13 protein-coding genes are annotated in these 15,079 nt (G+C 68.2%); 11 read left to right on the top strand and 2 right to left on the bottom strand.

Features of this window, described 5'->3' with window-relative positions:
* Positions 1 to 34 precede the first annotated feature (34 nt).
* The 6 genes from EER27_RS16350 (at position 35) to EER27_RS16375 (ending at position 7,299) form a co-directional block, all read left to right on the top strand.
* A complete protein-coding gene (locus EER27_RS16350) occupies positions 35 to 1,039 on the top strand; it encodes an SPOR domain-containing protein (protein WP_123089211.1) in 1,005 nt (334 codons plus the stop codon).
* 12 nt (positions 1,040 to 1,051) lie between these two features.
* Positions 1,052 to 1,615, top strand: a complete 564-nt coding sequence (locus EER27_RS16355) for a CvpA family protein (RefSeq protein ID WP_123089212.1) — start codon at positions 1,052 to 1,054, stop codon at positions 1,613 to 1,615.
* Positions 1,616 to 1,660: 45 nt separating this feature from the next.
* Positions 1,661 to 3,130: an amidophosphoribosyltransferase gene (gene purF, locus EER27_RS16360; RefSeq protein ID WP_123089213.1), complete on the top strand. Its 1,470-nt coding sequence runs from the start codon at positions 1,661 to 1,663 to the stop codon at positions 3,128 to 3,130.
* A gap of 73 nt (positions 3,131 to 3,203) precedes the next feature.
* Entirely contained in the window at positions 3,204 to 4,007 is an 804-nt protein-coding gene (locus EER27_RS16365; RefSeq protein WP_123089214.1) for a ferritin-like domain-containing protein, read from the top strand.
* A 295-nt stretch (positions 4,008 to 4,302) separates the two neighbouring features.
* Complete coding sequence (locus EER27_RS16370; protein ID WP_123089215.1) at positions 4,303 to 6,576, top strand: TonB-dependent receptor family protein; 2,274 nt, start codon at positions 4,303 to 4,305, stop codon at positions 6,574 to 6,576.
* A gap of 357 nt (positions 6,577 to 6,933) precedes the next feature.
* A complete protein-coding gene (locus EER27_RS16375; RefSeq protein WP_123089216.1) occupies positions 6,934 to 7,299 on the top strand; it encodes a COG3650 family protein in 366 nt (121 codons plus the stop codon).
* Positions 7,300 to 7,635: 336 nt separating this feature from the next.
* Here EER27_RS16375 and lpxH read toward each other — a convergent pair whose 3' ends face one another.
* Positions 7,636 to 8,370 (bottom strand): UDP-2,3-diacylglucosamine diphosphatase, encoded by a 735-nt coding sequence (lpxH, locus tag EER27_RS16380; RefSeq protein WP_123089217.1) that lies wholly within the window; start codon positions 8,368 to 8,370, stop codon positions 7,636 to 7,638.
* A gap of 283 nt (positions 8,371 to 8,653) precedes the next feature.
* Here lpxH and gltX point away from each other — a divergent pair, with 283 nt between their 5' ends.
* From gltX to EER27_RS17195, 3 genes are all read left to right on the top strand, one after another.
* Entirely contained in the window at positions 8,654 to 10,060 is a 1,407-nt protein-coding gene (gene gltX / locus EER27_RS16385; protein WP_123089218.1) for a glutamate--tRNA ligase, read from the top strand.
* Between the two features lie 9 nt (positions 10,061 to 10,069).
* On the top strand, positions 10,070 to 10,555 hold the full coding sequence (locus EER27_RS16390) for a transcriptional repressor (RefSeq protein ID WP_123089219.1): 486 nt from the start codon (positions 10,070 to 10,072) through the stop codon (positions 10,553 to 10,555).
* A gap of 521 nt (positions 10,556 to 11,076) precedes the next feature.
* Positions 11,077 to 11,247 carry a hypothetical protein gene (locus EER27_RS17195; RefSeq protein ID WP_190285843.1) on the top strand — a complete coding sequence of 57 codons (171 nt, stop codon included), beginning with the start codon at positions 11,077 to 11,079 and terminating at the stop codon, positions 11,245 to 11,247.
* Between the two features lie 483 nt (positions 11,248 to 11,730).
* On the opposite strand, the gene EER27_RS16395 is transcribed toward EER27_RS17195, so the two are convergent.
* Entirely contained in the window at positions 11,731 to 13,953 is a 2,223-nt protein-coding gene (locus EER27_RS16395; RefSeq protein WP_425480859.1) for a TonB-dependent receptor domain-containing protein, read from the bottom strand.
* An 88-nt stretch (positions 13,954 to 14,041) separates the two neighbouring features.
* On the opposite strand from EER27_RS16395, the gene EER27_RS16400 reads away from it, so the two are divergent.
* The gene (locus EER27_RS16400; protein ID WP_123089221.1) at positions 14,042 to 14,452 is read left to right on the top strand and encodes a MerC domain-containing protein; all 411 of its coding nucleotides are present in this window, start codon (positions 14,042 to 14,044) and stop codon (positions 14,450 to 14,452) included.
* Positions 14,453 to 14,615: 163 nt separating this feature from the next.
* A complete protein-coding gene (locus EER27_RS16405) occupies positions 14,616 to 14,801 on the top strand; it encodes a 30S ribosomal protein THX (RefSeq protein WP_123089222.1) in 186 nt (61 codons plus the stop codon).
* Positions 14,802 to 15,079: the final 278 nt, after the last annotated feature.

Genomic DNA, 15,079 nt, shown 5'->3' on the forward strand with positions numbered 1-15,079 from the left:
CGCCCGGCAACCCGCCCCTGCCACGCGAGATCCGATGGAACCTGCCCTGAAACAGCGCCTGATCGGTGCCGCCGTGCTGGTCGCCCTCGCGGTGATCTTCCTGCCGATGGTCATCAAGGGACCGGCGCCCGAAAGCGGTGCCTCCGATGTGTCGATGGACATGCCCGAGGCGCCTGGCGGCAATTTCGAGACCCGCGAGCTGCCCCTGGTGACACCCGGCAGCGCCAGCGAAGGTGGCGCGGTCGGCATGCAGGTCCCGCCGCCTGCCACCGCACCGGCCGCGGCTCCGCCCGCTGCACCGCAGGGCATGCTCCCGCCCGTCGCTGCAGGCGGAAACTACGCGGTCACCTTCGGCAACTACGCCACGTCCGCCGACGCCGATCGTGTGATCGCCGCGCTGCGCACAGCCCAGCTACCCGCCTCGCAGGACACCGTCAGCGCCGCTGACGGCCGCACGCTGCATCGCGTGCTGATCGGTCCGTATGCCACCCAGGCCGAAGGCGAGGCGGCACGCCTGCGTGCAGCGCACGTCAGCGACAAGGTGGTGGCCAAGGTGATCGCACTCGACGCCGGCGAAACCGCCACGCCGTCGGCGTCCACCGCCCAGGCCGTCGCCACACCGGCCGCACCCGTCGCAACGCCGCTGCCGGCCGAGCCGACCAAGCCGGTGGCCAAGCCCAGCCCGCCCGTCAGCGCCCCGGCCAAGCCGGTGGCCACCCAGCCTGCTGCGCCGCCAGTGAGCAAGCCTGCGCCGCCCAAGCCCGTGGCCGCTGCGCCGGCGCCGCGCCCGGCCGCCGCCGCCAGCATCGGCTTTGCCGTGCAGCTGGGCGCGTTCGGCAATGCCGCCGAGGCCAACAAATTGCGTGACCGCGCGCGTGCCGCCGGGTTCAGTGCGTTCGTCGAATCGGTACGTACGGGGCAGGGCACCCTGAGCCGCGTTCGTGTCGGGCCGGTTTCCACCCGCGCCGATGCCGATCAGCTCAAGGCGCAGGTCGCGGCCAGACTCGGGATGAGCGGCCTCGTCCAGTCACATCCGTAATCGGCAGACCAGGTGAGCGCGTTTGACTGGGTACTGCTGGCGATCGTCGGCGTCTCGGGCCTGTTCGGCCTGATGCGCGGCTTTGTCGGCGTGCTTGCCTCGCTCGCGGCCTGGGTCTTGGCCGGTTGGGCGGCGATGCAGGGCGGCGCAGGCATCGCCCTGCTGCTGGCCAGCGACGGCCAGCCGGGCATGGGCCTGCTGTTTGCCGGCTATGCGCTGTGCTTCATCGTGGTGCTGGTGGTGGTGGGCGTGGTGGGCTGGCTGGTGCGCAAGCTGATCCAGTCGGCCGGCCTGTCGGGCCTGGACCGGTTGCTGGGGCTGGCACTGGGCGTGCTGCGCGGCGGTTTCATCGCCTGCTCGCTGCTGCTGGTGATGGCATTGACGTCGATGCCGCGCGACCCGGAGTGGCGCGCATCGCAGGTGGTGCCGGTATTCGTCCCGGGCGCGCAATGGTTGCGCGGCTGGTTGCCGCCCTGGGTGGCGGCGCAGGTGGATTTCACTGGCGAGGCAGGCGTTGACGCGCCCGCACCGCCGGACAAAGGCCCGGCTCTGCCGGTGCCAACGCTCGGCGCCTAGCGCCGCATCGATCACGGCAACAAGACACCACGGCAGGACACACCCATGTGCGGCATTCTCGGAATCGTCGGTAACACCGACGTCGCGGCGCAGCTCTATGACGGACTCACGGTGCTGCAGCACCGCGGCCAGGACGCAGCGGGCATCGCGACCGTCGACGGTCGCAAGCTGCGCGTGCACAAGGGCAACGGTCTGGTCAGCGACGTGTTCGACGAGGGCTCGATGCTGCTGCTCGAAGGCCGCATCGGCATCGGCCATTGCCGCTATCCCACCGCCGGTAGCGAGGGCAGCGACGAAGCGCAGCCGTTCTACGTGAACTCGCCGTTCGGCATCGCCCTGGCGCACAACGGCAACCTGATCAACACCGATGCGCTGCGTCGCGAGGTGTACGAACAGGACCGCCGCAACATCAACACCGAATCCGACTCGGAAGTCCTGCTCAACGTGTTCGCACATGAGTTCGACACGCAGAAGGCACTGACCGCCGAGGCCGCGTTCAAGGCCATCGAGGGCGTGCACCGGCGCTGTGTCGGCGGCTACGCGGTGGTCGCCACGGTGCTGGGCCTGGGCCTGGTGGCGTTCCGCGATCCCAATGGCATCCGTCCGCTGGTGCTGGGCAAGCGCACCAGCAATGGCCGCGACGAGTACGCCGTGGCGTCCGAATCGGTTGCCTTCGATCTGCTCGGCTTCGAGCGGATGCGCGACGTGGTGCCCGGTGAGGGCATCGTGGTCACGGCCGACGGCGAGCTGTTTACGCGCCAGTGCGTGGAGCCGCGCCAGCACGCGCCGTGCATCTTCGAGTACGTGTACTTCGCGCGCCCGGATTCGATGATGGACGACATCTCGGTGCACAAGGCGCGCATGCGCATGGGCCAGAAGCTGGGCGAGAAGATCCTGCGCCTGATGCCGGATCACGACATCGACACCGTGATCCCGATCCCCGACACCTCGCGCGATGCCGCGCTGGAGATCGCCAACGTGCTCGGCGTGAAGTACCGCGAGGGCTTCATCAAGAACCGCTACGTCGGCCGCACCTTCATCATGCCCGGGCAGGGGCAGCGCGCGAAGTCGGTGCGCCGCAAGCTCAATCCGATCACGCTGGAGTTCCGCAACCGCGTGGTGCTTCTGGTCGACGACTCGATCGTGCGTGGCACCACCAGCCAGCAGATCGTGCAGATGGCGCGCGATGCCGGCGCACGCAAGGTGTACCTCGCCTCGGCCGCGCCGCCCGTGCGCTTTCCGAACATCTACGGCATCGACATGCCGTCGGCCGAGGAGCTGGTCGCGCACGGCCGCACCGACGAACAAGTGCAGGCGCTGCTTGGCTGCGACTGGTTGATCTACCAGGACCTGGCCGACCTTGAGGAGGCCGTGTCCGGACCGAAACACCGCATCGAGCATTTCGATTCCTCGTGCTTCAACGGCGAGTACGTGACCGGCATCGAGGACGGCTACTTCGATCGCATCAAGCAGCTGCGCTCGGACGAAGCCAAGAAGACCCGCCGCGCGCCATGATCGTGGCGGGAACGGGCAGGACGCACCCCGTTGGAAGCTTCGGCAATCCCCGTCGCTGCGCCGTCCCGCTCCGATGACTGACCTGTTCGCCGCCGCGCGCGCCTGCCTGGCCGCGGCCACGCCCGAGGAAAAGCTGGCGCGCACGTTCGCCGCGGCCGCGGCGTTCGCACGAGGCGAGATGTCCCTCCATGTCGATGCGCCCGCACCGGAGCCCATCGGCATGCCCGGTCGCCCCGAGCGGCCGCTGCTGGTGCATCCGCGTGACCTGCCGCGGCGTGGCTTTGGCACGCCGGAAGGTCGCGCGGCGTTCATCCACGCCATCGCCCACATCGAGTTCAACGCGATCGACCTGGCCTGGGACGCGGTCTACCGCTTCCGTGGCATGCCGATGGCGTTCTACGCCGACTGGGTGAGCTGCGCGAACGACGAAGCGCGCCATTTCGCGATGCTGCGCGACCGTCTTCGCGAGCTGGGGTTCGACTACGGCGATTTCGACGCGCACAACGGCCTGTGGGAGATGGCCGAGAAGACCGCCCACGACGGTCTGGCGCGCATGGCGCTGGTGCCGCGCGTGCTCGAGGCGCGTGGGCTGGACGTGACGCCGGGAATGATCGTCAAGCTGCGTTCGCTCGGCGATGACGCGACGGTGGCGATCCTGGAAGTGATCCTGCGCGAGGAGATCGCCCACGTGGCGGCGGGCTCGCGCTGGTTCAACTGGTACTGCGAGCGCGCCGGCGTCGACCCGCTGCCGTGCTTTCGCGAGTTGCTGGCGCAGTACGCGCGCGGCGTGCTGCACGGGCCGTTCAACCTCGATGCCCGCAGTGCCGCGGGTTTCAGTGACGAGGAACTCGCCGCGTTGCAGGGTCTTGCCGGATAGGCAGATCGCTCGCTCGGGCGTTGACGAAAAGTCGAATGATTGGATGACCACCCGGCGCGGGCGTGAAGCGAGGCGTCCGTTCGCGCACGCGCAAAGGCGCGCGGCACCCGCGCTGTCCAGCGGCATCGGCCACTGCTCGCATCCGCAAGGGTGACGCGCGCGCGCCACGGCGGAAACTGACGCACAACTGCCATCGCGCGTTCACATGGCATCGACAGACTGCCGCGCTTCGCCCCCGTACGCCGCCACGGGGCGAGTTCCTGTCTGGCGGCCATTCCGATGGAACCCCAATCCCATGACGACGAAGACGACGATCCTCGCCGCCTCGATCCTGCTGTGCCTGCATGCCGGCGTGGCCTACGCCGGCGAAGGCGAAGAAACACTGACCGAAGCCAATGCCGGTGGCGCCATGGAAGGCGGCGGCCAGGCGGCGGTGATCGATACCATTTCGGTGGTCGGCGTCGGCCAGACCCGCCAGGTGCAATCGCTGGGTGGCCCCGAACTGCAACGCGCCGCAGCCGGCACCAGCGCGCTCAAGGCGATGGCCCGGTTGCCGGGCGTGCATTTCCAGAGCTCCGATCCGTGGGGCAACTACGAGTGGTCGGCCAAGCTCAGCGTGCGCGGCTTCTCGCAGCAGCAGCTGGGCTTCACGCTCGACGGCATCCCGCTGGGCGACATGAGCTATGGCAACCACAACGGCCTGCACATCTCGCGCGCGGCGATCAGCGAAAACCTGTCGGCCTCGGAACTGTCGCAGGGCAGTGGTGCGATCGACACCGCGTCGACCGGCAACCTCGGCGGCACCCTCCGCTTCTTCAGCTCGGACCCCGACACCGAGTACGGCGTGCGCGTGGCGCAGACCGTTGGCAGCGATGCCACCCGCCGCACCTACGTGCGAATGGACACCGGTGACCACGGTGGTTTCAGCAGCTACCTCAGTGCGGCGTACCACACCACCGACAAGTGGAAGGGCGAGGGCCCTCAGCGCAACGGCCAGGTCAACGGCAAGTTCGTCTACCAGAACGACACGATTCGCATCAGCGGCTACGGTGCCACCTCGCGCCGTCGCGAGACCGACTACGCCGATCTGTCGCTGGACTCCGCCCGACGCCTGGGCATGGACTGGGACAACTACGCCGGCGACTGGCAGCGTGCGATCGACGCGGCCGGCGGCGTGTTTCGCGGTGGCGTGAACAGCCTCGACGACGCGTACTACATCGCCCGTGGCCTGCGTGACGACGACCTGGCCTGGCTCAGCGCCGACGTGTCGCTGAGCCCGGATGTCAGCATCGCCGGCACCGTCTACTACCACCGCAACGAAGGCCAGGGCCATTGGGCCACGCCGTACGCGGCCTCGCCGGACGTGCCGATCCGGATGCGCACCACCGAGTACGGGATCGAACGCACGGGCATCCTGCCGACCATCACCTGGCAGGTCGGAGCGCATGAGCTGCAGGCGGGCCTGTGGCTGGAAAAGAACAACCACGAAGTGCAGCGCAACTTCTACAACCTGCGCCGCGACACCCCGCCCGACGCGATCCACTTCCTGCACGATCCCGACCAGCGCGTGTTCTGGCAGCGCTTCGACACGCAGACCCGCCAGTACCACGTGCGCGACCACATGTCCTTCGCCGACGACCGCCTCGCGATCGACGCCGGCTTCAAGGGCACGCGCGTGGAGATCGACGGGCGCAGCCTGGTCGGCGCGCGCGCGGCGGGTGTGCTGGTCGCGCAGGACAACTTCCTGCCGCAGGTCGGTGCGCGTTGGCGCTTCAACGACCACGAAGAGGTGTTCGGCTCGTACAGCGAAAACATGTCGGCCTACCGCAGTGGCGTGAACGGTCCGCATTCCAGTTCGCAGGCCGGCTTCGACCAGGCCCGCGCCACCATCCGCCCGGAAACCTCGCGCACCATCGAGGCCGGCCTGCGGACGAGTCGCCACAACATCGATGCCTCGCTCGCGCTGTACCGCGTCGACTTCGAGAACCGCCTGCTGGCCATCGCCCAGTGCGCGGGCATCGTCGGTTGCCCGTCGGCATTCGCCAACGTCGGCGACGTGCGCACGCGTGGCGCCGAGCTGGTGCTGCAGTGGCGTCCGGTCGAAGGGCTCAGCTGGTACAACTCGCTGGCCTGGAACAATTCCGAGTACGCCGCCGACTACCTCGATGGCGTCGATGCCGCCGGCAACCCGCGCCTGATCCACGCCAGCGGCAAGCAGGTGGTCGATGCGCCCAAGCAGCTGTTCTCGTCGGAACTGCGCTGGGAGAAGGGTGGTTTCAGCGCCCAACTCGGTGGCAAGTACACCGGTCGCCGATTCATCACCTACACCAACGACTCCTCGGTCGACGCCTTCTGGGTGGCTGACGCGTCGGTGGCGTACCGCTGGCAGGATCTGGGCTGGGCCGACTCGTTCAAGCTGCAATTGAACGCGACGAACCTGTTCGACCGGCAGTACTTCGGATCGGTGGGCACCAACGGCTTCGTCAGCTCCGATCCGAACGGGCGCAACTACACGCTGCAGAATGGCGCACCGCGGCAGGTGTTCCTGACGGCGGAAATGCGCTTCTGATCGGACGCGGGCCGGCGTGTCCGGCCGTGCCGAACGTGGCGGCGCCCGGGGTACTCCCCGGGCGTCGTCGCGCGCCGATCGATTCGTGGCGTTCGCGATCGTGTCATCCCGGGCAACGGCGTCGCGTTCGCTGCGTCGATACGCGGGTAGCAACCGTCGTCACGGACAACGGGCGGTGGGTGGCTACCATGGGCGGCACCACGGTTTGCAAGGATTCAGGCCATGCATCATCGATGTCGCGTCTTCCCGTGGGCTGCCACCCTGGCCGCTCTCGCAGCGGTTTGCGCGTGTGCGCCGACACCGGAGGTCGCACCCGCGCAGGCGCCCGTCGAGTCGGCCGGGCCGGCCGCACCGCCGATGGAGTCGCCCACGGATGCCGCTCCCGTTCCGGCGCGTGGCTCGACCGGACAGCCGGTGCCCCGCGAGGCGCCACAACCGTCGTTCACCGCGGCAGGCAATGAGCCGTTCTGGTCGGTGAAAGTCGACGGCAGCACCTTGACCTATTCGACGCCGGAGCTGCAGCCCGGAAAGGTCTTTGCCGCGCAGCACCAGGCGCAGGCCAACGGTGCGCGCTTCACCGGCAAGGACGGCGACAAGGTGTTCACGCTCGACATCCAGCGCGCGTCCTGCGTGGATTCGATGTCGGGAAAGGCCTTCGAATTCACCGCCACGTTCGACTACGGCGAAGAACACATGACCGGCTGCGCTTCGTCCGGCTCCTGAGTTGCGCTCAGACGGCAGGGGGCCGTCGCGCGGTGGTGCAGGGGCATTCGTGGCATTGTCGGCGGCAAGGTCGGCGGCGAGGGGCCCCTCGGAACGAACGCGACGCAACGCCTGAGACGGCGTGCCGTGATGCTGTGGTGGTGCCGCGACGATTGGGGACGTCGCTGGCGATTGGTCTCGGGCGCGGGGGCGGCGCGCCGGAGTGGCAAGGCCGCGCTGCGAGGCGACGCATGCACGGTGAGAGTGCCCCGACGCACGATGGTCGGGATGGGCAGGGGATGCCCGGCCGTCAGTCGGCCGGGCTTCCCCGAACCATGTCGCGGGGCAATGGTGGCGTCAGTCAACCCGCTGCAGGTGGCATTGGTCGGCATCGACCCGGAGCACCGAGCCCTGGTCGTACCAATCGCCGAGCACGATGCGCTCGCACGCGCGCCCTTGCGCATCGAGTGCGTGCACGGCCGGGCGGTGCGTGTGGCCGTGGATCATGCGTTCGATGCCGTAGCGGGCGAAGGTCGCCTCCACCGTCGCCGGCGCGACGTCGGTGATCGATTCCATCGTGCCCTTGGCCTGCAGGCCGGACTGGTGCGCCTTGCTTGCCGCACGAGCCTGCTGCGCAAACGCAAGGCGGGCCGCGAGCGGCTGCGACAGGAACTGCGCCTGCCACTGCGGGTTGCGGGTCTGGGCGCGAAAGGCCTGGTACGACGTGTCGTCGGTGCACAGCAGGTCGCCGTGCATGAGCAGCGTGGGCCGGCCGTACAGCACCACCACGGCCGGGTCGGGCAGGATCGTGATGCCGGCGCGGTGGGCGTAGTCGGCACCCAGCAGGAAGTCCCGGTTGCCGCGCATGAACGACACCGGCGTACCCGAATCGACCAGCGCGCGCAGGCCACTGCGCACGCGCGCACCGGTCTCGGACGGGTCGTCGTCGCCGACCCATGCCTCGAACAGGTCGCCCAGGATGTACAGCGCATCGGCGCCGCGTGCGTCCTCGCGCAGGAAGCGCTCGAACAGGTCGGTGATGGCCGGGCGTTCGCCATCGAGGTGCAGGTCGGAGATGAAGAGCGTGGTCATGGCGACATTGTAGGTGGCGATCGCGCGGCGCCGTACCTGTCAGGGTGCGGGGGCGTGCAGGAATCCTGTGGCCATCCGTGGGAGTGACGTGCGTCGCACTGCGGGTCGGGGAAGGAACGCAACCGGTACCGTGTATCGCGCTCCACGCCAGTGCCGTCCGCCCTGCGGCGGGGTGGGTTCGGGACGGCGATTGGCGTGCTGTTGGCCGCCGCGGATTCCCGTTCCCGCCTCGCATCGCCGCTTCCAGCTAAAATTCCCCGATTCCCGTCGTGAGCCTTTCGCAATGACCTGCCGCACCCGCTTCGCCCCGAGTCCCACCGGCTACCTGCACATCGGCGGGGCACGCACCGCGCTGTACTGCTGGCTCGAGGCGCGCCGTCGTGGCGGTCAGTTCATCCTGCGCATCGAGGACACCGACCAGGAGCGCAACGTCAAGGAGGCCGTCGACGCCATCCTCGAGGCGATGGACTGGCTGGGCATGGACTACGACGAAGGCCCGATCTACCAGACCCAGCGCCTGGACCGCTACCGCGAGGTGGCCGAGCAACTGGTCGCGCAGGGCAAGGCCTACTACGCCTACGAGACCCGCGAGGAGCTCGACGCGGTGCGTGCCGCGGCGATGGAAGCCAAGGAAAAGCCGCGCTACCACGGTGCCTATCGCGAGCGTGACGCCGGCTATCGGGACGACCCCAACCGCGTGATCCGCTTCAAGAACCCGCTCGATGGCGTGGTGGCGTGGGAGGACAAGGTCAAAGGTCGCATCGAGATCAGCAACACCGAGCTGGACGATCTGGTGATCTTCCGCCCGGACGGCTTTCCGACCTACAACTTCGCTGTCGTCGTCGACGACATCGACATGGCGATTACCGACGTCGTGCGCGGCGACGACCACGTCAACAACACCCCGCGCCAGATCAATCTCTACCGCGCGCTGGGTGCGACGGTGCCGCATTTCGCGCACCTGCCGATGATCCTCAACGAAGACGGCGAGAAGCTCTCCAAGCGCACTGGCGCTGCCGATGTCATGCAGTACCGCGACGCCGGCTACCTGCCCCACGCGCTGCTGAACTACCTCGCGCGCCTGGGCTGGTCGCACGGCGACCAGGAGATCTTCTCGATTGCCGAACTGACCTCGCTGTTCGATCTCAAGGACGTCAACGCGAAGGCCTCGCGCCTGGATTCGGCCAAGCTGGGCTGGCTCAACCAGCAGTACCTCAAGTCCGACGAACCTGCCGATGTCGCCACCCACCTGGCCTGGCACCTGCGTGCGGCCGGTTTCGACCTTGCCAACGGCCCTGCACCGGCCGATGTCGTGGTCGCCCTGCGCGACCGCGTGCAGACGCTCAAGGACATGGCCGAGCGCGCTGCGGTCTGGTACCAGCCGCTGACGCACTACGACGACGCGGCCGTGGCCAAGCATCTCAATGCCGGCGCGCTGGCGCCGCTCAGCGATGCGCGCATGCGCCTTGGCCAACTGGCGTCGTGGACCACCGAGGCGGTGTCGGCGGCCCTGCACGAAACGGCCGAAGCGCTTTCGATCGGCGTGGGCAAGGTCGCCCAGCCGTTGCGCGTGGCGATCACGGGCACCCAGGTCAGCCCGGACATTTCGCACACGGTCTACCTGGCAGGGCAGGCCGAGGCCATCCGGCGTATCGATGCCGCGCTTGCAAAACTGCCGGTTGGCGCATAGATCAAGGGCATGGAACACGATCACGCGTGCACCGACCCCAAGCACCACGTCCACGACGGTGAGGCGTTCGTGCGCGAGGTCGCGCGCGTGTGCGAGCAGCGCGGCCTGCGTCTGACGCCCCTGCGCGCAAACGCGTTGCAGCTGATCGCCGAGGCCGGGCGCCCGGTCAAGGCCTACGAACTGCTCGACCGGATGAAGGCGACCCACGACGCGGCCGCACCGCCGACCGTGTACCGCGCCCTGGACTTCCTGCTCGAACACGGTTTCATCCACAAACTGGCGTCGATCAACGCCTTTGTCGGCTGCCACCACCCGGGGTCTGAAGCGCACGCGGTGCCGTTCCTGATCTGCGACCGCTGCCAGTCGGCCACCGAACTCGAAGACGAGCAGATCGTCTCGATGCTGGATGCGCGTGCCCGCGCGCTGGGCTTCCTCCCGCAGGCGCAGACGCTGGAAGTGCACGGCATCTGCGCAAACTGCGCGTCGGCGGCGTAGACGCCGTCACCACCACCGGCGGCGCCCCCGCAGCACGGGCGCGCCCGCTCAATTTTGCGATGACCGTTGAGTGATCGTCACGAGGCGACTATCACCACGCGATCGAGAGGCATCGCCGCCAGCGCGGCCCCGCAGTCTTCGTAGGATGGGTTGAGCGTAGCGATACCCATCGCACGCCATGGCGTGCCAGTGCGTCGCTAGCTGCAAATTTCGCGGGGCGGATCGACCTGACAGCTTCTGCATTCGCAGCACTTGCTGCCTTCGCTCCCGCCTGGGTGCGGGTTGATGGGTATCGCTGCGCTCAACCCATCCTACGTCGCTGCGTCGCTGCGTCGCTGCGTCGCTGCGTCGCTGGGAGTAGGGAGTAGGGAGTCCCCGCGGCAAGCTTTCAGGTGTTTCCTGAAGGGCCGATGGGACGGTGAGTGCTGCTGCCTTCTACAGGTTGCGGCGGTGATTGACGCCACCCGAAGATCCACCTGCTGCGCGTTGCTGGAATGCGCATTCACTGGAGTGGTGAGTCTGTGCGCTACGAAGTAGCCGCCATCACGATGGCATTGTTGCTCGTCAGCAATGTGGTTGCGCTGCGCAACATCAGCGAGTCCGAGCGACGCAGGATGCCGAGGCGATTTGCCATCGGTGCGATGTGCTTCTTCTTCATCGCCAGTTTCGTGGGCTCGTTCTTCGACGGTTGATCCATTGCCAGAACCCGCTGGCTGACTGGGCGAACCCTCGCGCCTGCACCGGTCAGCCTCGTAGCCTCGTAGGATGGGTTGAGCGTAGCGATACCCATCGCACGCCATGGCGGCCAGTGCGCAAGCCGCAAAATTCCGAGGAGCGGGTCGACCTGACAGCTTCTGCATTCGCTGGACTTGCCGCCTTCGCTCCCGCCTGGGTGCGGCTTGATGGGTATCGCTGCGCTCAACCCATCCTACGTCGCCAGTCGCGACATCCATCGGGTGCCGCAACCTGCCGGTGCCTGCGGAAGGAGAGCCGCAGGCACCGGCAGGGCCGCTGTCACACACGCACACGCAGGACGGTTGCCATCGGGCGCGCGGTTGTTCTACCGGCGCCGGGTTGCAGCGCGATGTAATGGGTTCGCCTTCGACTTAGACAAGCTCGCATCGCGACGATCGCCACCCATCGCTACGGCGCGAAGTGGCGCCAGGGTGAAGTGGTCAGAAGAACGTGCGCACACCGAACGCGAAGCCGCGGCCAGGCAGCGGCGCGAGATCCCTGAGAAACGAGGTGTGCGCGCGGGCTTCCTCGTCGAGCAGGTTGCTGCCGTCGACGAATACTTCGAACGCGTTGCCGCCATCGCCATCGCGGTGCCAGGCGAGGTGTGCATCCACCAGCGTGTAGCCCGGCGATTCGTGTTCGTTCGCCGCGACATCGTCCTGGCGCAGGTAGCGCACCGCACCCAGCGACGCGCGCCACGGACCGGCCGCCCAGCGCAGTTCGCCGCCGATGCGAGCCGGCGCGATGCGCGGCAGGTTGCCGTTGCCGGCCAGGCGTGCGTCGTGGCTGTGCGTGTGGTCGCCGTGGAACACGCGCAAGGCCACGTCCCGGCTGCCGGTGCCGTCGAGCTTGCCGCGCACGATGTCACCGAACACCCGCAGGTCCCAGGCGCCGCTGTCGTTGTCGGCCAGATGGAGCGTCGCCTCGGCCTCCATGCCGTTGAAGCGCGCGTCGTTCTGCGTCCACAGGTTCACCTCGCTGCCGCCGTCGGTGAGCACGGTGCCGGGCGTGCGCCGCGATTCCAGCGAGGCCAGGTAGATGAAGTCGTCGTAGCGAACCGTGTAGGCCGACACGCCCAACTCGATCCGGTCGCTGTGCCAGTGCAGGCCGATCTCGGCGCGATTGGCGGTCTCGACAGCGAGTGCATCGTCGCCCACCTCGATCCGCCCGGTGGCGACGTGCAGGCCATTGGAAAACAACTCCTCGGCAGTCGGCGCGCGCTGCGCGCGATCGATGCCGAAGCTCAGGTGCATCGCTTCGTTGAGGTTCCAACGCAACGAGGCCGACAGGCTCTGCGCCTCGAACTTGCGGTCGTTGCGTCGCTGCGGCGCCAGCGCCTCGGGCGTGGCCCGCACGTCGAGGCGGTCGTGGCGCGCACCGAGTTCCAGCTTCAGCGGGCCAAGGTCGCGCTCGCCGATCCAGAACAGCCCCGTGTCGCTGCCTTGCGTTGCCGGCACGAACGCCTCATCGCCGATCGCGACGAAATCGCGATCCGACCATTGCAGGCCGAACGCGCCGTTCCAACCGCCCCAAGGGCGATGCACCAGTTCCAGCCGGGCCTCGCGGCTGCTGTTGTCGAACACCGTGCCCACCTCGCGCCCTTCGAACTCGGTGTGGGTGTAGTCGGTAGCGGCGAACTTGAATCGCGCCGAGGCGAACGGACCGACGTCGCTCAGACCACCGCGCAGCTCGCTGCGGCGCTGGTCCATGACGATGGTGACGCCGGCTTCTTCTTCGTCCGCATCGTCGATCGGCCCCCCATGATCGTGTTCCTCGTGCGCATGGCCGGGCACGCCGTAGCGCGTGTTGAACAGGCTGTAGCCCACGCCCACGAACCCACGTTCGCCAATCCACGACAACCCCAACGCGCCGCTGTCGGTACGCAGCGCGCTGTTGGGCAGCACGCCGGCCTCGGACGGGTCCGGGGTTTCGCCTTCTTCGGCCAGATGCTCGGCGCTTTCGGCGAAGCCGGGGATGTCGTAGTCGCCGGTTTCGCGGTGCAGCGCATCGAAATGGAACGCGAGCTTGCCCGACGCGGAGGTGCCGTCCAGGCGCAGCATGCCGGTGCGCTCGTTGTTGACCGTGCCGGCGCGAAGCTCGGCGCGACCCTCCAGCGGTGTGGTGGTGGCCTGCTCGGGAATGCGGCCGTCGACCACGTTGACCGCGCCGCCGATCGCGCCGCTGCCGTAGAGCAGGGTCGCCGGGCCTTTGAGCACCTCGATCTGATTGGCCAGGAACGGTTCGATCGTGACCGCGTGGTCGACGCTGACCGTCGACACATCGCCCGAACCCAGGCCATCGCTGAGCACCTGCACGCGCGCACCGTCAAAGCCGCGCACGATCGGCCGCCCGACGCCGGGGCCGAAGTACGAGGACTGCACGCCGGGCAGCTTGCCGACCGTCTCGCCAAGCGAGTTGGCCTTGGCCTCATCGAGCTTCTCACCGGCCAGGACCTCGACGGGACGCGTCAGGTCCTCGGCGGTGCCGGGCAGCGGGGTGGCGCGGACCTCGACCGAGCCCAGGTCGACCGTGCGATGCGCATCCTGGTCGGCGGTCGATTCTGCGGGCGCGCCGGCGGCCGCCGTCATCGGCAGGGCGGTGGCGAGGGCGGCGGCCAGGGCGAGGCAGATCGGCAGCCGTGCGGGAAATGAACGCGGGGTCATGGGCATCGGGTAAAGTGGCGATCCGGGGGTTGAGAATGTTATAGTATAACTCTCGACCCGACGTCGACCCTCCCAGAAGTCACGGCTCATGCCCCAGTCCGCCCATCGCCGCCTGCTCGACAGACTTGGTGCCACCGGCTCGCTGCTTTGCGCCTTGCATTGCGCGCTGCTGCCGTTGGTGATCGCCGCGTTGCCGACGCTGGGCGTGAGCGGGTGGCTGGGTGACGGTTTCGAATTTGCCTTTGTCGCCTTTGCCACCGGGCTTGGCCTGTTCAGCGTGGTGTGGGGCTTCAGGCGCCACCACGCGGTGCGGGCCCTGTCGTTGCTGCTGCCCGGTCTGGCCGTGCTGTGGCTGGGCGTGCTGTACCAGCCGCTGCACCATTCGGTGTTGCCGCATGCCATCGTGATGACCTTCGGCGGCACCCTGGTGGGCCTGGCCCACCTGGCCAACCTGCGCCTCAACCACGGTCACGTGCACGACGCCAGTTGCGCCCATTGAGGCGCGACGCCCGCCCGGGGCCGGGCTGGGGACCGGCCGCTTGTGCTAGGCTTCGCAGCCCCGCGCGCTGGCGCGGACACCCGGATAGGCGAGGTCACTCGCAATCACCCGCGCCCCGAGGTGCGGGACTTTTCATTACTTGAGTACTTTCAGGAGCACGACCATGGGTAAGGGCGACCGCAAGACCGCCAAGGGCAAGCGTTACAACTCCAGCTACGGCAACGCCCGCAAGGCCGTGACCAAGGCCGCCGGCACCGCCGCTGCGCCGGTCGCGAAGAAGGCGACCAAGACCGTGGCCAAGGCCCCGGCCAAGAAGGTCGCGGTCAAGAAGGCTGCCGCCAAGGAATAAGCGCCCCTGCGGCGTGATCAGAAAAGCCCCGCATTGCGGGGCTTTTTTGTTGTTGGCCCGTTTGGGTTGGCCGGCTTGTGTGGCGGGGCGGGACCCGACGGGGTGCCCGCAAGCGGCGGGTCAGCGAACCGCGGCATCCTCCACCGCCCGCCAGAATTCGTAGATACCGTCTTGGCCGTCAACTGCCGGGCAAGTAGTTTGGATCGAACGGCCGGCCGGATTTCACCACGCCAAAGATCAGGTGCAACAGCTTGCGCATGGCGGCGCCGATCTGCTGC

Source organism: Montanilutibacter psychrotolerans (genome assembly GCF_003719825.1).
GTDB classification, from domain to species: domain Bacteria; phylum Pseudomonadota; class Gammaproteobacteria; order Xanthomonadales; family Xanthomonadaceae; genus Montanilutibacter; species Montanilutibacter psychrotolerans.